At 61.3% G+C, this 23,655-nt stretch carries 20 protein-coding genes; 7 read left to right on the plus strand and 13 right to left on the minus strand.

Translation table 11 applies throughout. The features are described from left to right. Positions 1-121 precede the first annotated feature (121 nt). A complete protein-coding gene (locus tag ATE48_RS05650) occupies positions 122-1,453 on the minus strand; it encodes an ATP-binding protein (protein WP_066774632.1) in 1,332 nt (443 codons plus the stop codon). A gap of 294 nt (positions 1,454-1,747) precedes the next feature. Between ATE48_RS05650 and ATE48_RS05655 the strand changes: the two genes are divergently transcribed. The 5 genes from ATE48_RS05655 to ATE48_RS05675 all read left to right on the plus strand — a co-directional run bounded on the left by ATE48_RS05655 (position 1,748) and on the right by ATE48_RS05675 (position 12,240). Beyond that, on the plus strand, positions 1,748-3,169 hold the full coding sequence (locus ATE48_RS05655; protein ID WP_083197179.1) for an efflux transporter outer membrane subunit: 1,422 nt from the start codon (positions 1,748-1,750) through the stop codon (positions 3,167-3,169). Next, positions 3,166-4,461 carry an efflux RND transporter periplasmic adaptor subunit gene (locus ATE48_RS05660; RefSeq protein WP_066768734.1) on the plus strand — a complete coding sequence of 432 codons (1,296 nt, stop codon included), beginning with the start codon at positions 3,166-3,168 and terminating at the stop codon, positions 4,459-4,461. Before ATE48_RS05655 ends, ATE48_RS05660 begins: the two co-directional genes overlap by 4 nt. A gap of 44 nt (positions 4,462-4,505) precedes the next feature. Continuing rightward, positions 4,506-7,934, plus strand: a complete 3,429-nt coding sequence (locus tag ATE48_RS05665; protein ID WP_066768742.1) for an efflux RND transporter permease subunit — start codon at positions 4,506-4,508, stop codon at positions 7,932-7,934. Positions 7,935-7,960: 26 nt separating this feature from the next. After that, positions 7,961-10,024 (plus strand): M13 family metallopeptidase, encoded by a 2,064-nt coding sequence (locus ATE48_RS05670; protein WP_228126807.1) that lies wholly within the window; start codon positions 7,961-7,963, stop codon positions 10,022-10,024. A gap of 158 nt (positions 10,025-10,182) precedes the next feature. Then, the gene (locus ATE48_RS05675; protein WP_066768745.1) at positions 10,183-12,240 is read left to right on the plus strand and encodes a M13 family metallopeptidase; all 2,058 of its coding nucleotides are present in this window, start codon (positions 10,183-10,185) and stop codon (positions 12,238-12,240) included. Positions 12,241-12,244: 4 nt separating this feature from the next. On the opposite strand, the gene ATE48_RS05680 is transcribed toward ATE48_RS05675, so the two are convergent. From ATE48_RS05680 to ATE48_RS05730, 11 genes are all read right to left on the minus strand, one after another. Beyond that, positions 12,245-12,646, minus strand: a complete 402-nt coding sequence (locus tag ATE48_RS05680) for a DUF1801 domain-containing protein (protein WP_066768754.1) — start codon at positions 12,644-12,646, stop codon at positions 12,245-12,247. Beyond that, on the minus strand, positions 12,646-13,461 hold the full coding sequence (locus tag ATE48_RS05685; RefSeq protein ID WP_228126808.1) for an alpha/beta hydrolase: 816 nt from the start codon (positions 13,459-13,461) through the stop codon (positions 12,646-12,648). Before ATE48_RS05685 ends, ATE48_RS05680 begins: the two co-directional genes overlap by 1 nt. An 18-nt stretch (positions 13,462-13,479) precedes the next feature. Further along, positions 13,480-14,190, minus strand: coding sequence for a hypothetical protein (locus tag ATE48_RS05690; RefSeq protein ID WP_156767616.1), 711 nt, complete (start codon positions 14,188-14,190; stop codon positions 13,480-13,482). An 8-nt stretch (positions 14,191-14,198) separates the two neighbouring features. After that, positions 14,199-15,626, minus strand: a complete 1,428-nt coding sequence (locus ATE48_RS05695; RefSeq protein ID WP_066768759.1) for an NAD(P)(+) transhydrogenase (Re/Si-specific) subunit beta — start codon at positions 15,624-15,626, stop codon at positions 14,199-14,201. Position 15,627: 1 nt separating this feature from the next. Continuing rightward, a complete protein-coding gene (locus ATE48_RS05700) occupies positions 15,628-16,248 on the minus strand; it encodes a hypothetical protein (protein ID WP_066768760.1) in 621 nt (206 codons plus the stop codon). Between the two features lies 1 nt (position 16,249). Then, a complete protein-coding gene (locus ATE48_RS05705) occupies positions 16,250-16,558 on the minus strand; it encodes an NAD(P) transhydrogenase subunit alpha part 2 (RefSeq protein ID WP_066768766.1) in 309 nt (102 codons plus the stop codon). Positions 16,559-16,645: 87 nt separating this feature from the next. Next, entirely contained in the window at positions 16,646-16,990 is a 345-nt protein-coding gene (locus tag ATE48_RS05710) for a hypothetical protein (RefSeq protein WP_066768770.1), read from the minus strand. Between the two features lie 16 nt (positions 16,991-17,006). After that, on the minus strand, positions 17,007-17,357 hold the full coding sequence (locus ATE48_RS05715; RefSeq protein ID WP_066768772.1) for a nuclear transport factor 2 family protein: 351 nt from the start codon (positions 17,355-17,357) through the stop codon (positions 17,007-17,009). Beyond that, complete coding sequence (locus ATE48_RS05720) at positions 17,354-18,490, minus strand: Re/Si-specific NAD(P)(+) transhydrogenase subunit alpha (RefSeq protein WP_066768774.1); 1,137 nt, start codon at positions 18,488-18,490, stop codon at positions 17,354-17,356. The genes ATE48_RS05715 and ATE48_RS05720 overlap by 4 nt, the downstream gene beginning before the upstream one ends. Positions 18,491-18,493: 3 nt before the next feature. Beyond that, positions 18,494-18,796: an aa3-type cytochrome c oxidase subunit IV gene (locus tag ATE48_RS05725; RefSeq protein WP_066768777.1), complete on the minus strand. Its 303-nt coding sequence runs from the start codon at positions 18,794-18,796 to the stop codon at positions 18,494-18,496. A gap of 72 nt (positions 18,797-18,868) precedes the next feature. Further along, the gene (locus ATE48_RS05730) at positions 18,869-19,582 is read right to left on the minus strand and encodes a metallophosphoesterase (protein ID WP_156767617.1); all 714 of its coding nucleotides are present in this window, start codon (positions 19,580-19,582) and stop codon (positions 18,869-18,871) included. Between the two features lie 336 nt (positions 19,583-19,918). On the opposite strand from ATE48_RS05730, the gene ATE48_RS05735 reads away from it, so the two are divergent. Together ATE48_RS05735 and ATE48_RS05740 are read left to right on the plus strand one after the other, a co-directional pair. Next, positions 19,919-20,497 (plus strand): polysaccharide biosynthesis/export family protein, encoded by a 579-nt coding sequence (locus tag ATE48_RS05735; RefSeq protein WP_066768782.1) that lies wholly within the window; start codon positions 19,919-19,921, stop codon positions 20,495-20,497. Positions 20,498-20,654: 157 nt separating this feature from the next. After that, positions 20,655-22,742, plus strand: a complete 2,088-nt coding sequence (locus ATE48_RS05740; RefSeq protein WP_066768784.1) for a GumC family protein — start codon at positions 20,655-20,657, stop codon at positions 22,740-22,742. On the opposite strand, the gene ATE48_RS05745 is transcribed toward ATE48_RS05740, so the two are convergent. Then, positions 22,743-23,492 (minus strand): sugar transferase, encoded by a 750-nt coding sequence (locus ATE48_RS05745; RefSeq protein ID WP_066768785.1) that lies wholly within the window; start codon positions 23,490-23,492, stop codon positions 22,743-22,745. Between the last annotated feature and the right edge of the window lie 163 nt (positions 23,493-23,655).

Below are 23,655 nucleotides of genomic sequence, written 5' to 3' on the forward strand. Positions count from 1 at the left end.
AAATTCCATGGTAATCGACCCCTTAGCCCAGAGCTCGTGCGCGGGGAATCTGCCCGTGCCTTATGCGGGCCGTATGTAGGGACGTTCCATGACACTGATGTGAAACCGCCCCAGCGTTTCATCAGTCCTCCTCCGCCAATTCGACATAGGCAGCGAACGCCGAGCCGCGCCCAGGCTGGCTTTCAACAAGGAACCCGCCGCGGTGGCGGTTCACGATGTGCTTAACGATGGCGAGGCCAAGCCCCGTGCCGCCGCGCTCGGAACCAGTTTCGCGTTCGACACGGAAGAAGCGTTCGCCCAGACGAGGCAAAAAGCGCTTGGCGACGCCGGGGCCGGCGTCTTCCACGCGAATGAAGGCATACGAGCGATTTGCCGCTGCAGCAGGCGTCAAAAGCGCCACGCGCCCTGCTTCTTCCCAGCGCCGGCCAGCCTGCGCCGATGTTTCCTCGCGATCGCCGGACGCCGCAATTTCCATGCGAACCGCGCCGCCATCCGGGGTGTATTTCACCGCGTTGTCGACGAGATTTTGGACGACTTGCGCCAACTGAAAGCGTTCACCCACGACACGCACGGGCGTTGCTGGCGCGTTGAGATCGAGATTGATCTTTCGCTCTTTGAGTAACGGACTAAGCGAGTCCGCCACTTCGCGCGCGACCGCCGCCAGATCTGCGCGATCCGAAGGCGGCACGTGCTCATCAAGTTCAATCCGCGATAGCGAAAGCAGATCGTCAATGAGCCGTCGCATGCGATCGGCCTGGATCTGCATCATGCCAAGGAAGCGATCACGATCCGCAGCATCATCGCGCGCGGGGCCGGCCAGCGTTTCGATAAGCAAAGTGAGCGAGGCCAGAGGCGTGCGCAGCTCGTGGCTGGCGTTGGCGAGGAAATCGGCGCGCATCCGCTCGGTGCTGATTCTAGCCGTTTGATCGTGAAAAACCAGCATTGCCGCGCGATCAGCGCCCCACGTCACCGGCGCAACATAGCAGCGTGTATGGCGATCAACTTGCGCAGGCGTTTCGTATTCAACCGCGCCCGTTGCGCCCTCACGAACCGCCGCGTGCACAGCCTCAAGCACGTCTGGATGGCGCAAGATCGACGTTAGAAACTGACCGCGCGCCTCAAAATGCATTTGACGACGCGCAGCAGCATTGGAGCCCACGATCCGGCTCTCGGCGTCAATCAACAATGCAGGATCGGGAAGCGCTTCGAGCAAAGGCGTGAGCTGGCCTAGATCGATCAAGCCAATCTGGTCGCCCGGTGACGAAGAGATCACGAAACGCTGACGCTCGCGTAGCGCCCAATAGCTCGCCGCTCCCGCAAGCACCATGAGCACTGCTGCGCTGAGGCTGGTTGTGAACGCCAAAAATGCCGCGAGCACAGCAAGACCAGCCGCCGCCCACGTGGCGGCCGGCAACCGGTCCAGTCGCAATCGAGGCGGGGCAAGGCGGTTCATGACCATCTCAATCCGGCTTAGGGCTGCGTTGCGGAGTCGCGCAAGCAAACCTGTCGGCAAGAGCCCAGTCCAAACGTCATCTCTAAAGGCGCCAACGCCGGGAGCAGTTCGTCGTGGGAATTTGGCGCTTCGTCGTACCTGCACGCGTGGCGCATCCAAAAACCTCGGCGCTGGCATCCCACCGTTAACGGGAGAGGACTGCCCAAGCTGTCTGCCGCGCAATCCTTATCGATTTTCAATACAGATTTATTGACTTTCGAGAGGGTGGCGACTAAGCGAGGGTCGTGAGGGAACATGAAAAACGGGGTTCGACTTCTGGTCGGTGTGGGGTTGATGACCCTTGCCGGATCGTGCGCAGGGCGAAACCTGCCGCCCGAGCCGGACAGCTATGTCGCGGCGGACGCGATCGGCGCCGAACGGGCAGCTGAGCTGGCCACTTCCCCCGCGGCAACATGGCTTGATGATCTCAACTCTGCAGAGATGTCATCGCTGGCGCGCGAAGCGCTGGCAGGCAGCCCAGACCTTCAAATCGTAGAAGCCCGCTATCGCGCAGCGCGTTGGCGCGCACGCGGTTCGTTCGGCGGCAACTTGCTTCCAAGCCTTGGCATCGGCGCGGACGGCGCGCGCACCGAAGAACCAACAGGGACTGAAGAACGCATTCGCACCGAGTTCATGACCTCCAGCGTCGTGGCGAGCTGGGAGATCGATCTTTGGGGCCGCCTCACCGCGCGCGCGCTCGCGTCCGATTCAAGCGCCGACGCGGCGCGGCAAGATCTGAACGACGCACGCCTCTCGGTCGCGGGCCAATCGTCACGCGCCTGGGTCGATCTCATCGAAGCACAGCAATTGCTCGCGTTAGCGCAAGAAGACTTGCAGACCCGCGAACGCGCGCTCGATCTTACTCAGCGTCGCTATGATGCAGGCATCGCGACGTCACTCGCTTTGCGTACCGCACGCAGCCAAGTGGCTTCAGCGCGCGCCGGTCAAGCCCAGGCACAAGACTCCCTGCTGATCTCATCGCGCCGCTTGCAGGAAATCATGGGGCGCTATCCCGATGGCTCCCTACGCGCAGATGGCGAGCTGCCGCAGCTCGCCCCGCTTGCAGCTGCGGGCGCTCCAGCTGACTTGCTTGAGCGTCGACCCGATGTCTTGGCGTCGGAACACCGCCTGAACGCCGCTGGCTTTCGTATTCACGAAGCCCGGGCGGCAATGTTGCCTCGACTGACCCTTCGTGCGTCGGCCGGCAATAGCGGCCAAAGCCTCAACGAAATCGACGACAGCGTGAACATGGTGTCGAACCTGGTTGCCGGTCTTACCATGCCCATCTTCAACGGCGGCGCACTCATTTCAGAGTCGCGCGCCAGCGTTGCCGATCGCCGCGCGGCGGCTGCAGAATATGTACGCACTTCGATCGCCGCATGGCGCGAAGTCGAAGGCACGATTAGCGCCGACCAATCTCTGGAAGTGCGCGAAGAGCAATTTACGATCGCCGCCAACGAAGCGCGCGAGGCGCAAGCGCTCGCGGAACGCGAGTACGCACGCGGCGTCGCAACATTGTTCGAGCTTATCGACGCCTACACGCGCCGCATCGACGCAGAGCGCGGCCTCATCACCGCGCGCTCCGCGCGCGTCTCCAATCGCATCGCTTATCACGTCGCCCTTGGCGGCGGCGCCCGCACAGGCGGGATCGACGAAGACCGGGAACCCACGCCATGAACAAGATGGACCTCAATATGACGACGCAAACGGCGCATGAAGAGGACAAGCCACTCGGCTTCTGGGGCACGATCAAGAAGATCGTGATCTTTGCGGCGCCGCTCGTGGTGATTATCGGCGGCGGCGTTCTGCTCGCGCTCATGGTCATCACCGGCCCGAAGGCAAAGGAAAAAGGCGAAGCGCCCCACGCGCCGGCCGTTCAATTCGCGGTCGCGCATGCACGCCCGACCACGGTTTCGGTCAGCGTTCAAGGTGAAGCGCGCCCGCGCGTTGAAGCGACACTCGCAGCGCAAGTTGCCGGTCGCGTCGTCTGGGCAAGCCCAAAATTTGCCGAAGGCGGCTCCTTCACAGAAGGCGAAGTCATGGCGCGCATCGATGCAGCCGACTACCAGCTCGCCGTCGTGCGCGCGCGAGCGCAAGTTGCCCAAGCGCAAGAAGCGCTTACACGCGAAGAAGCCGAAGGCGAACTCGCACGCCAAGATTGGCAAGCACTTGGCCGCGGTGAAGCGCCGCCACTTGCGGTGCGCGAGCCGCAATTGGCGCAAGCGCGCGCGCAACTGGCTTCTGCTGAGGCCTCGTTGCGTTCGGCGGAACTCGATCTCAACCGCGCCTCGATCCGCGCCCCATTCACAGGCCGCGTGCGCGAGCGCCGCGCGAACGTCGGCGACTATGTCGGCCCCGGCTCACCGGTCGCCGTGATGTTCTCGACGGACTCGATGGAAATTCGCGTTCCGCTCACGGACGCCGACCTTGCATCGATGCATTTGCCGGTTGGCTTTAACGCAAGCACCGCCAACCCCGGCCCCGCCGCGCACGTCACCAGCGTGACGGGCGGCCGCATCCAGGCTTGGGAAGGCCGCTTAGTGCGCACCGAAGCTTCCGTCGATGCGCGCACGCGCCTCGTCTACGGCGTCGTCGAAGTGCGAGATCCATTTAGCGCGCGTCACACCGCACCGCTGGCGCCAGGCATGTTCGTGATGACGCGCCTCGAAGGCTCAAATCGCGAAACGCTCGTCGCAGCGCCTCGTAGCGCTCTGAAGCGTAACGAGTTCGTTTATGTCGTGACCGCGCAGAACACGATCGACGTGCGTCAGGTGCGCGCCGCTCAAACGACCGCCGACGAAGTGCTCTTCCGAGAAGGATTGGCCGACGGCGAGCGTGTGGTGGTCTCTGTGCTCACCTCTCCGCGTCAAGGGATGGAAGTGACGCCGATCGACCGCGAAGGCGAAACGACGCCGGCCGCTACACCTCCGGCGCAGCCGTCTGAACAAGAACTCGAAATTCGCCGCTAACTGAAACTCCGCCTCGCCGACGCGAGGATTGAAGGACTAGTCTTATGCTGAAGGGCCTCGTCGCCTGGTGGGGGCACAACCCCGTCGCCGGCAACCTGTTGATGGTCTTCGTGGTCGTCGCGGGCATCTTCTCCTTCAACAAGATGGAGAAGGAGTTCTGGCCGCCAGGACGCGACAACAGCGTCTACGTGCAAGCCTCATGGGCCGGCGCCAGTCCCGAAGACATGGAAAGCCAGGTCATCATCCGCATCGAGGAAGCGACCGCTGGCCTCGACGGTGTTGACTGGGTGCGCTCGCGTTCGGGCGAAGGTTTCGGCTGGGTGAGCATTCAGTCTGAGTCAGGCGCCGATATCGACGCGATGACGCAGGAAGTGCGCTCGCGCGTGGAATCGATTTCCGGCCTCCCCTCGGGCATGGATCCGATCCGTGTGACGCGCCAGGTTGGCCGCAACGCCTCTTTCATTATCGGCCTTCACGGCAACGTCGATGAACGGACACTGCGAGACACCGCTGAGCGCTTGCGCGATACGATTTCGCTGCTTCCGGGCGGGGCGAACACCGAAGTGTGGGGCGCTCGCCCCCCAGAAGTTTCGATCGAAGTCTCTGAAGCTTCGCTGCAAGCCTTTGGCCTGACATTCGACGACGTCGCACGCGCGGTCCGGTCGAGCTCAGTCAATGCGGGCGCAGGCGCGGTGCGCACCGCTGACGGCAACTTCCAACTGCAGGCTCGCAACCTCGCAGACACGGAACTTGATTTCGAGAACATCATCATTCGGCAGACGCCGGATGGCGGCATCGTGCGTGTTGGCGACGTCGGCACCGTGAGCGACGGCTTCGTCGACAGCAACCTTTACTCACGCATGAACGGCGAGCCGGCGATGCTGGTGGCGCTGCAGACAGCGGACCAGTTCAACATCTGGGACACATCGAAGGCTGTCGATGAAGCGCTCGAAGAGTTCCGCACGACGCTGCCGCAAGGCCTGCAGCTGACGATCGTGAACGACGAGTCCGAAGGCTACAACGAGCTCTTGGGCTTGCTCTTCCAAAACGCGGCACAGGGCTTCTTCCTCATCTTCTTCCTGCTGCTGCTGACGCTGCATCCGAAAGTGGCGTTCTGGTCGACGCTTGGCGTTATGACGGCCTTTGCAGGCTCGTTCTTCCTGCTGCCTTACATCGGCGTCTCGCTGAACTTCATGAGCGTGTTCGGTTTCCTGCTGGTGCTTGGCATCATGGTCGACGACGCGATCATCGTCGGCGAGGCTGTCTATGAACGCGCCGAGAAAGGTCACCACGGCGCCGATGCAGCAATCCTTGCGACGCAAATGGTGCTAAAACCCCTCGTTGCTTCGGTGTTCGTGACCATGATCGCGTTCGCGCCGATGATGATGTTCTCGGGCGAAGTGCGTCAGTTTACGAGCGCGATCTCGATGGTTGTGATCTCGACGCTGATTTTCTCGCTGATCGAAAGCTTGATCATCCTGCCGGCGCACTTGGCGCACGTTACAAAGCCGAACCCAACCGGAAACTCTGTGATGGATCGGCTGATGCGCATCCAGCAGAAGTGTGCGCACTCGGTGCTTTGGGTTGCGGAGCATTTGCACGGACCGCTCGTTCGCGGCGCCGTCAAGCTGCGCTATTTCACCTGGGCGATCTTTCTCGTCATCATGGTGCTCGGCGTCGGCCTGATGGTCTCGGGTCGCGTGAAGCAGACGTTCATGCCCGAAGTCGAAGGCGACTTCATGATGGCCAACATCACGCTGCCGCAAACAACGCCGTTCTCACGCATGGAGCAAGTTGGCGCGCAACTCGACGCCGCACGTCGAGCACTAGAGGAAGAGACGCAAGAGCAAGCTTACGAAGACCCCCTGACCGGCCAACAATCACGCGGCGTCGTGCGCTCGTGGAGCCAGTTCATCGACGAGAACACGATCCAAGCTTACGTCGGCCTCACGCCGCCGGAAACGCGCCCGGACATGCGCTCGCGCCACATCACTGAGCGCCTGGAGCAATTGCTGGGTGAGGTGCCCGATGCCGACCAGGTCAGCTTTTCACTCTCCGGATCGGGCTCGCCCAGCATCGATCTCGCGCTGATCAGCAACAACAAGGAAGACCTTGAGATCGCGGTTGAAGAGTTGAAGGCGCGCCTGCTGCAATTCGAGGGCGTCACCAGCGTTCGCGACAGCCAAGATGCGGCTAACGAAGAGTTGCGCTTCCATCTGCTGCCGGGCGCCGAACAACTTGGCATCACGCTCGTGGATATCACGCGCCAAGTGCGCCAAGCGTACTTCGGCGAAGAAGCGCAGCGCTTGCCGCGTAACGGCGATGACGTTCGCGTCTATGTTCGTTATCCGCGCGATGACCGGCGTACTCTGGAGAGCTTGGGCTCCTTCCGCATCCGTACGTCAGATGGCCGTGAAGTTCCGCTCGCGGCAGTGGCGACGTGGGAATTTGCGCCAGGCGTGACCGGCCTTGATCGGCGCCAACGTCAAAGCTCGATCCTGGTCACGGCCGATCTGGTCAACGCCGAGGCGCGCAATGACATCATGCGCACGCTCGACAGCGACTTCTGGCCGAACTTCGAAGCCCGCTACACCACCGTGTCGCGCCGCTCGATTGGCGAAGCCGAGGGCCAACAGGAATTCATGAACGAGTTCCTGATGCTGATGACGCTGGCGTTTGCTGCGATCTATTTCCTGCTCGCAGTGACGTTCCGCTCATACGCGCAGCCGCTCATGATCTTGTGCGTAATTCCATTCGCCATCGTCGGGGCGTTGCTGGGCCACTTGATGTTTGGGATCAGCTTTGCGCTGTTCTCGTGGCTGGGCATGATCGCCGCCATCGGCGTCGTCGTGAACGACAACGTCGTGCTCGTGGACCGCTGTAACCAGATCCGCGGCTACTTCGCGCTACGTCTCAAAGGAACCGGTCCGGCATTGCCCGAGGACGGCGCCTGGGAGCCGCACGAAATCACGCTCCCGAATGGTCAAGTGGTCGAGTACGTGGGCATCGCGCCCGATCTTGAGCCGCACGAAGAGATGATCATCGAAGGGGCGGAGCACGGGTTCAAAAAGGGCCCAATCGAGCTGAAAACGTCGTCGACCATGAGCGACGGCCCCGAATACCGCGAGCGGGCGGAAGAACTCGAAGGCATGGGCTTCCAAGTCATGCGAGTCACGGCCGAACGCGGCATCACAGAGGCCTCGGTGTCGCGTTTCCGGCAGATCTTCCTCACATCGGTGACCGAATTCATCGGCACTTCGCCAATGATTTTGGAGAACGCGGCCATCGTTCAATTCTTGAAGCCGATGGTCATCAGCTTGGCGTTTGGCGTTCTGATCTGTATGCCTGCGACCTTGATACTGACGCCTGTCTTCTACATGATCGGCCTCGATATTAAGCGCGCGGTCGGCGGCACGTTTGGCTTCTACGGACGCCTTTACGGGGGCCGTCGCAAAGTGGCTGCGGCAGAATAACGAACTGAATTTTCGGAGGGTACTAGATGATGATGTTGACTCGCCGCGCCATGGGCGCGTCGTCAGTCGCACTGTTGGCCGGCTGTGCAACGGGCGCTGCCACAACCGGCGAAACGGCTCCAGCGCGAGCGCCTGCAGCGATCGGCGCATGGGGCGTCGATCTCACTGCGCGCGATTTGAACGTGAAGCCGGGCGACGATTTTTTCCGTTACGCCAACGGCACGTGGCTCACCAACACGCAAATCCCCGCCGACCGTACGCGCTGGGGCACGTTCGATATCTTGCGTGAAAAGGCCGACAACGACGCGCGCGTCATTATCGAAGAAGTTGCTCTTGCCGGCGGCGCGCCAGGCACGAACCAACAGAAGATCGCAGACTTCTACAACTCGTTCCTGAACCAGCAGGCGATCGATGCTGCAGGCCTCACGCCGCTGCAAAGCGAACTCGCCGCCATCCAAGCGCTGCGCACGCACGAAGAAGTCATCCGCTTCATCGCAACACCGGGCATCGCGGTGAATTCTCCGATCGCGGTTTATGTCGGCCTCGATGACCGCAACCCGAACCGCTACATCTGCACGATGACGCACGCGGGCATCGGCCTGCCGGAGCGTGAATACTATCGCCGAACCGACGGCGAGTTCCCGAACATCCGTCGCGAGTACGAAGCGCACATCACGCGCCTGATGACACTCGCAGACCAAAGCAACGCCGGCGCTCAAGCACGCCGCATCGTCGCGCTGGAAACGCAGATCGCGGAACGTCACTGGCCGATCGCCGATCGGCGCGATCGCGATCGCACCTACAACCTGAAGACCCGCGCCGAGATCCGCGCACTGGCGCCGAACTTCCCGTGGGACGCTTCGTTCGACGCAGCCGGCCTCGGCGGTGTCCAAGAAGTTGTGATCTCCGAGCTTTCGGCAATGGGTCCGCTTGCGAACCTGTTCATGGCGACGCCGGTTTCGACCTGGAAGTCCTACCTCACCTATCACCTCGTTCGTAACAATGCAGCGGTGCTGCCCAGCAACATTGATGCGGAAGTGTTTGCCTTCTACGGCACAACGCTCTCGGGCCAGCCGCAGCAGCGCGAGCGCTGGAAGCGCGCCGTGCAGGCGGTCAATGGCGCGATGGGCGAAGCCATCGGTCAGATCTACGTGCAGCGTCACTTCCCGCCGGCCTCGAAGCAGCAAATGACGGAGCTCGTCGAAAATCTGCGCACGGCCTACGGCCAACGCATCGACGCCCTCACCTGGATGTCAGCCGAGACGAAAGTTGCGGCACGCGAGAAGCTGGCGACATTCCGTCCGAAGATTGGCTACCCGGATCGCTGGCGCGATTACGCAGCGCTTGAAGTTCGAGCCAATGACGCGTTCGGCAACGCCAAGCGTCAGGGCATCTTCGACTGGAACTTCGACCTCGCACGCTTGGCCCGCCCGACCGACAAGGACGAGTGGTTCATGACGCCGCAAACCGTGAACGCGTACTACAATCCGACGTTCAACGAAGTCGTGTTCCCAGCCGCCATCCTGCAACCGCCTTTCTTCGATGCAAACGCTGACCCGGCTGTCAATTACGGCGCCATCGGCGGCGTCATCGGCCACGAAATGGGCCACGGCTTCGACGACCAAGGCGCAAAGTCTGATGCTCAGGGCGTGTTGCGCGATTGGTGGAACGCCAACGACGTTGCTGCCTTCACGCAAGTGACGGACCGCCTGGCTGCGCAATACGATGCGTTCACGCCGCTCGAAGGCATCCACGTCAATGGTCGCCTCACACTCGGCGAGAACATCGGCGACAACGGCGGCCTGCAAGTTTCGCGTCACGCCTATCAGCTCTCACTGAACGGCCAGCCCGCAGAAACGATCGACGGCATCACCGGTGATCAGCGCTTCTTCCTCGGTTGGGCGCAAGCTTGGCGCGCCCTCATCCGCGACGCCGCCCTGCGCAACCAAATCCTGACCGATCCGCACTCACCATCAGTCTATCGCTGCAACGGTACGGTGCGGAACATGGATAGCTGGTACGAAGCGTTCAACGTCCAACCGGGCGACGCGCTCTACCTCGCGCCGGCCGACCGGGTCACAATCTGGTAAGCGCGTAGACTGCGCGAACTGTGAAAGGGGGAGCCGCTTGGCTCCCCCTTTTTCGTTGCCGCTTTGCGATCAAGTCCCGGATTGACGCGGCTGATGGCAATCTTCGATCTTGCGGCGACCGAGCCCGGCCAGGATGATCCGGTCAACTTGGAGGTTTCATGGTCAGCTTTAGCCGTCGCGCCTTTGGCGCATCCACACTCGCGCTCGCCGCTGGCTGTGCTACCGGAACCAACTCAAGGGGTGGCGCCAGCTCAAGTGGCGCCAACGCCGCGATTGGCGCTTACGGCCTCGATCTCAGTGCAGGCGACGCAAGCGTGCAGCCTGGCGACAATTTCTTCCGCTATGCCAACGGCCGCTGGCTCGACACGACCGAGATCCCGAACGACCAGCGCAGCTGGGGTACGTTCGTCATTCTCGGCGAAAAGGCGAGCCAAGATCAGCGCGTCATCATCGAAGAAGTAGCGCTCGCCGGCGGCGCCGCAGGCTCGGTTCAACAAAAGATCGCCGCAACCTACAACGCCTACCTGAATACGGACGCCATCAACGCGCGCGGCCTCGCCCCGCTGCAAGAAGATCTCGTAAGCATCGCGGCGCTGCGCACGCATGAAGATGTTATCCGCGCCATGGCTCGCGACGACATCCCGACCAACGGCCCGATCGTGGCCTTTGCCGGTCTCGATGCACGCAACCCGCAGCGCTATGTGGTGAGTTTCACACATGCTGGCCTAGGTCTGCCCGAGCGCGAATATTATCGGCGCTCCGATGGCGAAGCTACGCGCACGGCCTACGTCGCCTACGTCGAGCGCGTTCTTACGCTGGCTGGCCAATCGAACGGCGCGGCCAAGGCGCGCGCCATTATGGCGCTCGAAACGCAGATCGCGGAATTGCATTGGCCCGTCGCGGATCGCCGCCAACGCGACCGGACGTACAACCTAAAATCCCGCGCCGAGTTGCGCGCCATTGCACCGAACTTTCCGTGGGACGCCGGGCTCGAGGCGGCTGGCATGGGCGCGGCCACGGAAGTGGTCGTTCGCGAACTCAGCGCCATGGCGCCATTGGCTCAGCTTTTCTTGGCAACGCCCGTCGCAACATGGCGCGACTATCTTACCTTCAATCTCATCAGCGGCAGCGCCGACGTTTTACCGAGCGCGATTGATGAAGCGAATTTCGATTTCTATGGTCGCACGCTGAACGGACAGCCCGAACAACAGGAACGCTGGAAGCGCGCCGTTGATGTGATCGACAACGTGATGGGCGAGGCTGTCGGCCAGCTCTACGTGCAGCGTCACTTCCCGCCTGAAGCCAAGGCGCAAATGCTGGAGTTGGTCGAGAACCTCCGCCGCGCCTATTCACAACGCATCGATCAATCGCCCTGGATGACGGCGGAAACCAAAGTCGTGGCGCAAGAGAAGCTCGCCGCGTTCGTGCCACGCATCGGTTATCCGGACCGCTGGCGTGACTTCACGGGTCTCGAAGCCAGCGCGGACGACGCCTACGGCAATGCCAAACGCGCCAACAAGTTCAACAATGACTGGGCAACCGCGCGCTTATGGCGCCCTGTCGATCGCGGCGAATGGAATATGACGCCGCAGACGGTGAATGCCTCATACAATTCTGTGCTCAACGTCATCACCTTCCCAGCTGCTATCCTGCAGCCGCCCTTCTTCGATCCGCACGCCGATGCTGCCGTGAACTACGGCGCGATCGGCGGCGTCATCGGACACGAGATGGGACACGGCTTCGACGACCAGGGCGCAAAGTCCGATGCGCGCGGCATCCTCCGTGATTGGTGGAGCCCACAAGATGTGGCGGCGTTCCAGGACGTTACCGGCAGACTGTCGGCGCAGTATGATAGCTTTGAAGCGCTGCCAGGCCTCAACGTGAACGGTCGCCTGACACTGGGCGAAAACGTTGGAGACAATGGCGGCCTGCAAGTGGCGCTTCGCGCTTATGAGCTCTCCCTCGGCGGGCGCGCAGCGCCTGTGCGCGACGGATTGACGGGTCAGCAGCGCTTCTTCCTTGGTTGGGCGCAGGCTTGGCGCTCAAAGTATCGCGACGAAGCAATGCGAAATCTCGTGCTGACCAATCCGCACTCGCCCCCGCAGTTCCGCGTCAACGGCGTCGTGCGCAACATGGACGCTTGGTACGAGGCGTTCGGTGTGACGCCGGACAATGACCTCTATTTGCCGACCAACGAGCGCGTCACTATCTGGTGAGATCTTAGTCGTACTTCGCGTTCATATGACTCCAGCTCGCTTGGGTCAGCTCGCGGAGTACGGCCTCGTCCACATCGGCAAGCTTATTGATGTAGAGGCATGACCTGCCGGTCTTGTGCTTGCCAAGCTTTTTGAGCAAAGCGCCGCAGCCTTTGAAGTCACCCAAAACGTAGAGAACCAAATTCGCTTTGCGCGGACTGAACCCTAACCTGGGCCACGTGCCGGTCGGGATCTTGTATTCCCCGTAGCCAATGATCGACGGGCCCCACATCGCAGGCTTTTCACCGGTGACGTCACGCATCATCTTGTCGACCGACTTCGCATCCTTGCGGCGCGTATCGTCTTCAACGGCTGCGATGAAGGCTGCGACCGAGGCTTTGGTCTTCTGAGTCTTTGGTTCGGCCATTAATCCGCCTCCGATAGCCCTGGATGGGCATCCAAAAACGGCCAAACCTGATCGTAGAGGCCGTCGCGCACCAGCGTTGAATGATCCGAGCCGCTGAAGCGTACAAACTGCTTGGGTTCGCGCGCCAATTCGAACATGCGCTCGCCGTGCGCGAACGGGATGACGCTGTCGGTATCCCCGTGTGCGATGAGAACCGGCATCTGCACGCGCGTTATATAGTCGCGCGAACGAAAACTATCCTGAATGAGTCCAGCGAAGACCCCGGCGCCATGTTGACGGGCGATGTCATCGATTCCCGTCATCGGCGCTTCCAAAATCAGTGCGCGCGCTGGCTTCTCAGCAGCGAGTTGAACAGCAACGGCGGAGCCCAGCGAGAAGCCGTGAATGACAATGTCATCAGGCGTGATGCCCTGAGCGATCAGCCAGTCGTAGCCAGCGCGCGCATCAAGACGCAGTCCTTCCTCCGAAGGCGAACCGGTCGAGCCCGAATAGCTGCGATAGTAGAGGGCCAAAAATCCCACACCATGATCAATAATGCGCCGCCACCGGCCATCTTGAATTTCCGGCCGGCCACCATTGCCATCGAAGAAGAGGATTACCGGCTGGCCCGGCCGCGGCGCGTGAAACCACGCCACGAGCACCTCACCATCGGCGGTTGAAATATGCTCGGCGCGCACGCCAGCAATGTCCGGCGCAATCACCGCATGACTTGGGTGATAGATCATGCCGCGGCCGTAGAAATGCAGCCCGGCATAGAGCGCAGCGAGCACGACAATGACGACAAGACCGCCGACAGCGATGGGTTTTAGTCTCACGCTTGCCACCATCGTCTCCTAGCAGAACACGACTAAAGAGCCGGTTCGGATCGAATGTGAGGCGGCGGCGTGCAGTTTTGCGCATAACATCGATGCGATAGCGTGCTCACGCCAAAGGATTGGCTTGCCTTTTCCAAACAGAGACCAACCGCCCTTAGCCGTCGCCTTGATGGCATCCGCGAAGGCAGCGCCCTCGCCATTGGCCAACAAGTCGGCCGGAAGTTGCAGCGCGTCAGCCAACTTGGCGCACTCACGCATCAGCGCGTAACTCGAGCCCACCCACCCATAAGCCTGATCACCGGCGATCAGGACCCGGTCAAAATCTTGCGGGACATAAAAACCCTCAGCATCGTCATGCATGATGAGATGATCGAACTGCCGGGAGGATGCACGCGCAAACGCGCCCGGCTCGGCGCCAGCGTTCTCGGATTCAAACTCAGCGCCATAAGTTTGATAGCGTTCATCAAGCGTGACGTCTTCGTCGCGCTTCAAAGGCGCAGGCAATGCGCCTACATAGTGCAGATGCGCGGCGCACCGGCGCAAATGGTGCAATCCTGTGTAGCCGTAAGCGCCAATACCGATTGAATCGGTTTCGCGCGGCTCTTTGTGAGGCGAACGTCCCGCTGTGGCCAGGACACCGTTGAGCTTGGCGATATCTTCTTCAAACCACTCAGCGCCCTCCTCGTCATTGACGAGAAGGTCCGCGAGCATGCCCACGGAAATAGCCAAGCCCAAATTCAGAGCCCCTTGACGATCTCATCCGTCATTTTCTTCGCATCGCCGAACAGCATCATTGTGTTGTCGCGGAAGAAGAGCTCGTTTTCGACGCCGGCGTAGCCGGAGCCCATACCGCGCTTCACGAAGAGCACCGTCTTCGCCTTTTCGACATCGAGGATCGGCATGCCATAGATTGGCGACTGCGGGTCGGTTTTTGCGATCGGGTTGGTGACATCATTGGCCCCGATCACATAAGCGACGTCGGCTTGGCTGAACTCGTTGTTGATGTCCTCGAGTTCAAAGACTTCATCATAAGGCACGTTCGCTTCGGCGAGCAGAACGTTCATGTGGCCCGGCATACGCCCAGCGACGGGGTGGATGGCGTACTTCACTTCAACGCCTTCCTTCTTCAGCATATCCGCCATTTCGCGAACGCTGTGCTGGGCCTGCGCGACCGCCATGCCATAGCCCGGCACGATGATCACCTTGCTCGCATTCTTCATGATGAAGGCTGCATCGTCGGCGCTGCCTTGCTTCACCGGGCGGGTTTCGACCTTGCCCGCAGACGCACCACCATCAGCAGTGCCGAAGCCACCAAGAATGACGCTGATGAAGCTTCGGTTCATGCCTTTGCACATGATGTAGCTCAAGATTGCGCCCGAAGAGCCAACGAGCGCGCCGGTGATAATCAGCGCCACGTTTTCCAGCGTGAAACCAAGCGCAGCCGCCGCCCAACCCGAGTAGGAGTTCAACATCGACACGACGACGGGCATATCCGCGCCGCCAATCGGGATGATGAGCAGTACGCCAATCAACAATGAGAGACCGACAAGCGCCCAAAAGTGCCACTCAATCGTGCCGGACGACTGCGCCATCATGACGATCAACAAACCAATCAAAGCGGCGATGCCGATATTGATGATGTGACGCGCGGGCAGAATGATCGGCGCGCCCGACATGTTTCCATTCAACTTCGCAAACGCGATAACCGACCCCGTGAACGTGATCGCGCCAATCGCAGTGCCAAGCGAAAGCTCAATCAGCGACTGCAGATGGATGGGCGTGCGCAACAGGTATGCGCCAACATTGCCCTCAGCCGCGATGTGGAAGCTTTCAGGCGCGTAGAACGCCGCCGCCGCCACGGCGACAGCGGCAAGACCGACCAGGGAGTGAAACGCCGCCACTAATTGGGGCATCTCCGTCATCTTGATTGAACGCGCGATAACGGCGCCGATGCCGCCGCCAATAACAATCGCCGCCAGGATAATGGCCCACGTGGTCGCGTCCGGCCCGATCAGCCACAGCGTTGTGACGATCGCAATGCCCATCCCGAGCATGCCGAAATTGTTGCCCTGACGGCTCGTCTCGGGACTCGAAAGGCCGCGCAGCGCCAGGATGAAGAGCACCCCGGACACCAGATACAGCAATGCTGCGAGATCAGCGTTCATGTCAGCCCCTCGGTGGTCCAAACTGGCGATAGCGCGACCAGCCGGAAAAAAACGTCACTGCGGGTGCAGCGAAAAAGACGATTGCGGCGAGCCAAGTCGGCCAACCGGCGGCGCTGGCGCCGAGAAACGCGATGATGTTGCCGATGATCGGCACGAACGCGATGAAGAAGCCCAGCACCGCCGACAGCCAAACATTGTCGATGAGGTTGGTGTGGATCCACTCGATCACGAAATTGATCTGCAGCACGCAAAGTCCAACCCAAACCAGGGCGATAACGCAGCCTAGGCCGGCGCATCCTCGCGCTTGGATTTGAAAGCGGCGCATATCCTCGCGTGCGCGCGTCCGGTCGAAGGTGTGAGGCGCGACAGAGGGCTCTTCGGAAAGATTGGCGAGAGCGGCCTGCGCAGCCTGGCGCAGTTCGTCGTCACTGACCGCCCCCTCCTCGCCTGCATCGATCACCTCCGCCTCGAAGGCCTCGACCGTCGTTTGCATCGCGGCGATGGCGCGCGGAACCGCGCCGCCGCTTCGCCAGCCGTCGACGAAGCGGCGCATGAACGCCTCAGCTGACAGCCGGCCTTCAAGATAAGCTTCGATCAGTGCGCGCCAGTCGGCCGGGCTCACGTCACTTCTTCTCTTTCTTCTTGTACATCGCCAGCATGCGCTGGGTGACAAGGAAGCCGCCAAAGATGTTCACCGCAGCCAGACCCGCAGCGAGGCCGCCAGCGCCCTTTGCAACCCAACCGCCTTCAGTGAGGCTGCTGGCGCCGGCGGCGATAAGCGCACCAACGATGATGACGGATGAGATGGCGTTGGTGACGGCCATGAGCGGCGTATGCAACGCCGGTGTCACGGACCAGACAACGTAATAGCCAACGAAAATCGCCAGCACGAAGATGGCGAGATAGAATACAAACGGATCAACCGCTTCCATGGGCTCCCCGATGCGCAATTGGGCGGATTCGGCGCTAGGACTAAGAGGCGGAATTCGCGTCAGGTCAACCGGTAGTCGCGAGCCCCGTTACGAAGCGAAACGAGTGCGGCACTCATTCGCGGCCGCCGTTCGCTGGGCGGTAGGTTGCTCTTGCCAATAGCCCTTCGAAGCACTGGCGGCATAACGGCCAGTCATGCCCTCCACGCCAGGCTCACGGTTCAGCGCATCAAGGATGCGACCCAGCACTGGCGCCCATGCGCCTGTAGCGCCCTGCGGATAGCTTAGAACATCGAGGTTGGCGTGAGCCGCCACGGCGCCGGCGCAATAGCTCAAATCCTGGGCCGCGCTTGCCGATTGAGCGTTTGCGGGCGAACCTGCGAGAGCCACAATAGCAAGCGCCGCGAAAGTCGCGTTGCGAACAAGACCGGCCATGCGCACTCCTTTGTACCTATTCGGTACTGTAGGTCGCGTCCGCGCGGATGACGAGGCCGACGCCATCCGTTTCATGGGTTTCCGCAGCACGTTCGCCGCGGTGGTTCCGATAAATCAGCGTGTGACCGCGCGCACCAACCAGCAGAACTTCCGGGGTGAAAGTGAGCTGCGGCGCACGTTCGAGCGCCTTCTCGAAATAAAGACGCAGCAAGTCTTTGCCTTGGATCACGCCGTCCGGCGAAAAGCCTAGAGCCGCGATGTAGGGAGAGGAAAACTCGATGTCGTCAGCGTAGAGCGCGCAGATGGCGTCGAGATCTCGCTTGTTCCACGCTTCGTAATAGCGCTTGGCGAATTCAACGTCGTTCATGCGGCTGTCTTCGGCGCGAAATGCGGGTGCACCAAGGCGCCGCCCTTACTCAGCATGGCGCCTTTGATGATTTCGTCATCCCAAGCCGGCGCGAACGCTTTGCTTTCCTTGTCCGCCAGCAATGGCAGCAGCGCGAGGAAGTTCTTGGCGTAGAGCGAAGACGCATCAGACGCCAGTCGCGCCGGCAGATTGGTGAAACCCATGATCTTCACACCGCCAACTTCGACGAGTTCATCCGGTTTCGAGAGCGGGCAATTGCCGCCCTGAGCAACGGCGAGATCGATAATTATAGACCCTGGACGCATCGATTTAGCTTGCGCCTCAGTAACCAGCACTGGCGCCGCACGCCCCGGGATCAACGCCGTAGTGATGACGATATCCTGCTTGGCAATGTGCTCCGTAACGAGCGCGGCTTGCTTGGCCTGATATTCGCCGCTCATCGCCTTGGCGTAACCCGCAGTAGTTTCCGCCTGTTTGAATTCTTCGTCCTCAACGGCGATGAACTTACCGCCGAGCGAAGCAACTTGCTCCTTCGTAGCGGGCCGCACGTCAGTCGCGCTAACAACAGCGCCAAGGCGGCGCGCGGTTGCAATCGCCTGGAGCCCCGCAACGCCAACCCCCATGATGAAGACCTTCGCAGCGGCAATCGTGCCTGCCGCCGTCATCATCATCGGAAATGCGCGACCATAGAGCGCCGACGCTTCAATCACCGCGCGATACCCGGCAAGGTTCGCTTGCGATGAAAGCGCATCCATCGATTGCGCTCGAGAAATGCGCGGAATGAACTCCATCGCGAGCGCCTCGATCTTAGCCTTCGCGAGCGCATCGATGGTCGCTTTATCGCCGTACGGCTCAAGCAAAGAAACAAAACCGGAGCCAGCCTTGATCTTACCGATCTCCGCATCGGACGGTCGCCGCACTTTGACGACGAGGTCAGCAGCGCCAATCCCACCGTCAGCGCTGATCTCGGCGCCAGCGGCTTTGAATTGTTCGTCCGGAAAACTCGCGCGCGCACCTGCCCCCGCTTCAACGGTGACACTATGCCCAAGTCCAACGATCTTCTTGACCGTCTCCGGCGTTGCCGCGACCCGGGTCTCCCCAGGCGCGCTCTCCTTGAGGACGGCGATCTTCAACGATCAGCCCGCTGCGCTGGTCAGGGCGGGAATGATGAGGCCGCCGAGCACCATCAGCACCCAAAGCGCCACTTGCACCGCCCAATAAACTCCCGAGAGACGGAAAGACAGACCGAGCGCAACGCCGATAACAACGAACGCCGCGAGCCCCGCCCACCAGCCAGCGCCGATCGCGAATGCCAAAGTGAGCAACGCCACAATCTGCGCGGTCAGGCCACAGCCCCAAACCGTCGCCGCCAGAAACCCGCCAAAGGTCGCCTTCTGGTCGCTGATGTCCATGTTTCCGTGCGCGCCGCTCTGCGCCATGCCGCGATCTCCTGTTCGTGTGCGGGGTGTAAACCGCGCCGCGCGCTCGAACAAGCGGACCTCGCGCCGCGCCTAGCCCCGGTCGACCTGCTCGGCCAGAACGGTTCGGGACGGCGTCGAAACGGTCACCATCGGCCGGCGGACTGAGAGAAAGCTCACGCCCTGCCCCTCGAACCGGGCGGCCGACAAGACACCTGACGCATAGGCGCCGGTATCCACAGCGATACGGCGGCTATCAGCATAGGGTTGGTCCACCGGCGTGTGACCGTGAACAACCCGGTGCGAGAACGGGCGCTTGGAGGCCATGAAGGCAGCACGGCTCCAGTAGAGCGCTTCGTCGGTCTGATCTTTCAACGATAGCGTGTCATCAACGCCCGCATGAACGAAGGCGTAGTCGCCAAGTTCGACGTAGCGCTCAAGGCCGGCGAGAAATTCCACATGCGCTTCGGGCATGGCGGCGCGGAGATCGTCCGCCGCTTTTTGCCAATCTTCACGCGCGCCGTTGAACGCCGGTGGCCTCACGCCGTAGGAGATCATCGTCTCGGCGCCGCCTTGCAGCACCCAACCTCGATTTGCCAACGGGTTTTCCAAAAACGCCAGCAGTGAGTGCTCGTGATTGCCGCGGAGATAGCGGCATTCGCAGTGGCGCGGACGGCCGGCCGCCAGCATTCCAAGCACACCGGCGCTGTCACGGCCCCGATCAACATAATCACCCAGGAAGACAACCAAGGGCGGGCCCGCCAAGCGGGTGTCGGCGATCGAACGCGCCTCAAGCGTCGCGATCATGTCGCTCAGAAGATCAGAACGGCCGTGAATGTCGCCGACGGCATAGCCTACCCGGCCGTCGAGAAATCTCGCGACGGGGACTCTAGGTTTTTGAAAGAGCCGCAACACGCTCAAGGGCTGATCACAACACCGGGGCACGGTGCGCTGCAATCCAGTTCCCGAATTACGCTTTTTTGGATCGCACCATGGCTAACGCGATACTCATTGGTTATTTTTCGCACATTCCGATACCGGCGGCGGCGCGTAGAATATTTGCCACAGCTCACGGAATGCTTGTTGGCCCCTGCCTTGCTTCTTCTAGGCGATAGCGTAGGAACGCGACGAGGATCGCACTTCATGAAATCGCCAATCTGGCACACCCGTCGCGCGTTTTTGCGTTCAATGGCGCTTACTGCCGGCGCCGGCGCACTGGGCGCCTGCTCCACAATGGCGCCAGCTTCCGAAGACCTCGGCGCGCCCGCCGAATATCGCCTTGGCGCCGGCGATCAGATCCGCATCACCGTATTTAATGAGCCTGATCTAACCGGGCCATTTACTGTCGGATCGCAAGGTACGATCGCCTATCCGCTGGTCGGCTCGATCCGCGCGGGCGGTTTGACCGTTCCTGAATTCACATCAGCGCTGCAAACCGCGCTCGGGACCTATGTGCGCAATCCCAGCGTCGCGATCGAAATAACCAATTACCGCCCGTTCTTCATCCTCGGCGAGGTTCAGCGGCCAGGCACGTATGCCTATTCGGCCAATCTCACCGTGCCGAACGCCGTCGCGACGGCGGGTGGATTCACCTATCGCGCGAACCGCTCGCGCGTTTTCATTCGTCGCGCGAATGAGAATGTCGAACGTGCGTATGACCTGACGGTCGCGACGCCGGTTCTGCCAGGCGATACCGTCCGCATCGGCGAGCGCCTCTTCTAAAACTAAGGGCGCTGACGCGCTCTTTTCGACACGTTCGCGCGGCGCGAGACATGCATGGTCTCGCCGCATGACGACATGGGCTTTGCTGCGATGCTAAGCTTAATGGCGTCTCCCGCTGTCATCTCGAGCACCAAGAAATGGGCTGCGCGTGAACCATATGAACGTGGTCAATAAGGATCCAGCATTGGACACGCGCAAGGACACGCCGCGCGGTCTCGCAGATATGATCGGCCTCACGGCGGCGAAGAACATGTTCCGTCGGCGTATGTGGTTGATCACGATCGGCGCAGCTGTCGCAGCCGTGCTGACTTTCGCGGTGATTATGCTGCAGCCGCGGACTTACACCGCGACAGCGATGCTGATGGTAAATCAGCCTGCGACCACGGCCGCGACACAAATCTCACCGATAGACGCTGAAGTTGCGCTGCTGCGTTCACCGGCGCTGATGGATGAGCTCGCCGCCGCTTTAGGCATGCAAACGGGCGGGCAACAGACGCCAGGCCTCACAGAAGATTTGGCGCGCGCCATCACCGTAACACCGCAGCCGACTGGAATTATCGAAATCACCGCGCACTCCTCTACCGCCCAGCGCGCGCAGCTGATCGCCAATACCTACGCCGACGTTTACCTCGCCAGCCAACTTAACATGAGCGCCACCGACGCCATGAGCGAGAACTCATGGCTGTCACGTCGGTTGGCCGAATTGCGCGAAGATGTTCAAACGAAGGAAGACGCGCTGAACACCTTCCGCCTTGAGTCGGGCATCGGCTCGCCGGATGAAGTGGCCATCGAACAGCCGATCGAGAACATCGCCGGCCAACTCGCCGCAGCGCAGGGTGAACTGGCCGACCGTGAAGCACGCCTGCGCCAATTCCTCGATCTGCGCTCTTCAGGCGCCCCACTGGACGCTCTGGCGAGCGCCGCCAATTCAGCGACACTCAATTCGCTGCGTGAGCGCGAGGCCGACATCAGCCGCCGCCAAGAGGATCTGGAAAACCGCTATCTGCCGACCCACCCAGGAGTGCAGGCTATCCAAGCTGAACGCCGCGACGTCGACGCACAGATCGAACGCGAGCTTCAACGCACTCAATCGAGCATGGAAAGCGAGCTCACGCGCGCTCGTTCTCGGGTTCAATCGCTTCAGCAAGCGCGCCGCAGCAGGGCGCCAGCGCCCGCGCGCGCCAACAACGCCGCCTCGCAGCAGCGCCTTCGCGATTTGGAGCAACAAGCTCAAGAGGCGCGCTCGCTCTATGAGTCGTTTTTGGAGCGCTATCAAAACTCCGCCGACCAATCGCAGCTGAGCTCACCGACCACGCGCCTGCTTTCGGCCGCGACGCTTCCGGGCCAACCTTCATCACCGGAACTGCGGTTTGCGTTGCTGATGATGCTGGCGGCGGGGCTCCTCGTTGGCATCGGCGCCGGCTTGATCGCCGAGTTGTTCGACCAATCAGTGAAGAATGCCGACGACCTCGAGGCGAAGGTGGGCGTACCATCGATCTCGTCGATCCCGACCATCTCCAAGCGCTTGATGCGCCAGATGCCGCCGGCGGAGCGCCATCCGTCTGGCTACCTTGTGGGCCGCCCGATGTCGGCGTTTACAGAATCGCTCCGCGTCCTGCGCACCGTGATCGTCTATTCGAAACTCGACGTTTCCTCGAAAGTCGTCGCGGTTACCTCAGCGCTGCCCGATGAAGGCAAAACCACGATCTCGATGTGCCTCGCACGCGTTGCGGCGATGTCAGGCCAGAAGGTTTGCGTTGTCGATTGCGATTTGCGCAAACAGTCGATCAACGATGTCATCGACATCGAGACCGATGTCGGCATTCTGCAGGTGCTTGCTGGCGAAGCGCCATGGCGCTCGGCCATCATCAAGGACCCCAACTCCGACGCACACGTTCTGCCGATCGCCGCGTCAGGCTTCACGCCGCGCGATGTGTTTGGTTCGGACGCCATGGGCAACCTCATCGATGAACTGCGCGCCCACTACGACCTGGTGATCCTTGATTGCGCGCCCATCCTGGCGGTCGCCGAAACGCGCATCGTGGTTGGCCGCGCTGATACGACAGTTCTAATCGCACGCGCGGGCCGGACGCCTATCGGCGCGATGCGCGCCGCCGTCGCGCAAACGGAGGCCGCAGGCGGCAACATTCTAGGTATTGCGCTGAACTACGTCCTGCCGCGTTGGCAGTCGCACACGGACTCGCTCTACTTCAACGAGTCGAAGTCCTACTACAGCGTATCGTAATCACGAGCGGCGGCGAACGACGATGCCGCTGGTGCTTTGGCCCGGCTTTGCCTGGGTGAAGCTCGGCTTCCAAAGCTCTTCGCGGCCATCCCAGAGCGCACGCACGCCATCCCAAAAAATCAGCGCGTCGGTCGTGATCGCCCACGACATCGCGTAGATTTTGTGCTGGCTGGGATCTCCGCTGCCGCCGATGATGGTGCTGATGCCAACGACGCCAGGCCGCGCACTCAGATAATAGCGCCGCGCTGACTTCATCGGCTCGAGCTGCGCACGCGACAGCGGGCTTGGGCCTACGATCGCCATATCGCCGCGAATGACATTCAGCATCTGCGGCAAACGCTCAAAGGCATTGCGCCAACGAATTCTGCGTGACGCAACTTTTTCAGCCGCATCGTTGGCGATCGCGCCTTCAGCGGCATCCGCCTTGACGGTCGGCGACATGCGTAGCGAGTAGCAGTTGAACGAACGACCGCCATAACCGATGCGCTCATCCCTCAAGAATACCGGAGCGCGATCACGGAGCTTCGACACGCCCGCAGCGACCAACAGCAGCGGGACCCAAATCGGCGTCGTGATCAGTGCAATTGTGATATCGATTGCGCGCTTAGCGGGACCACCCAGCATCGTGTCGTACGAAACAATCGGAGCGCTCGCGAGATCGCGGCGAAGCCCAGCTTCGAATGTAGCTTCCTGATCCGCGTTCTGCGGTCCCTGTGGCTCCGGCGAACCACTGGGAAGTTGGATGAGCATGGTTTTTCCTGACCTATCGCTCTCGTGATTAGGTCCCTCTCGCGCGAAACCGCAACATCTTCCCGCCCCTCATTGGGTATTTTTGAATGACGGTAACCACAATACCAGGGGCCGCGCTTTGCGAGCGAAATCCGTGAGCAGCGAAGTCCGAGTTGTGGATAAC

The organism is Candidatus Viadribacter manganicus, assembly GCF_001679665.1.
GTDB classification, from domain to species: domain Bacteria; phylum Pseudomonadota; class Alphaproteobacteria; order Caulobacterales; family Aquidulcibacteraceae; genus Vitreimonas; species Vitreimonas manganica.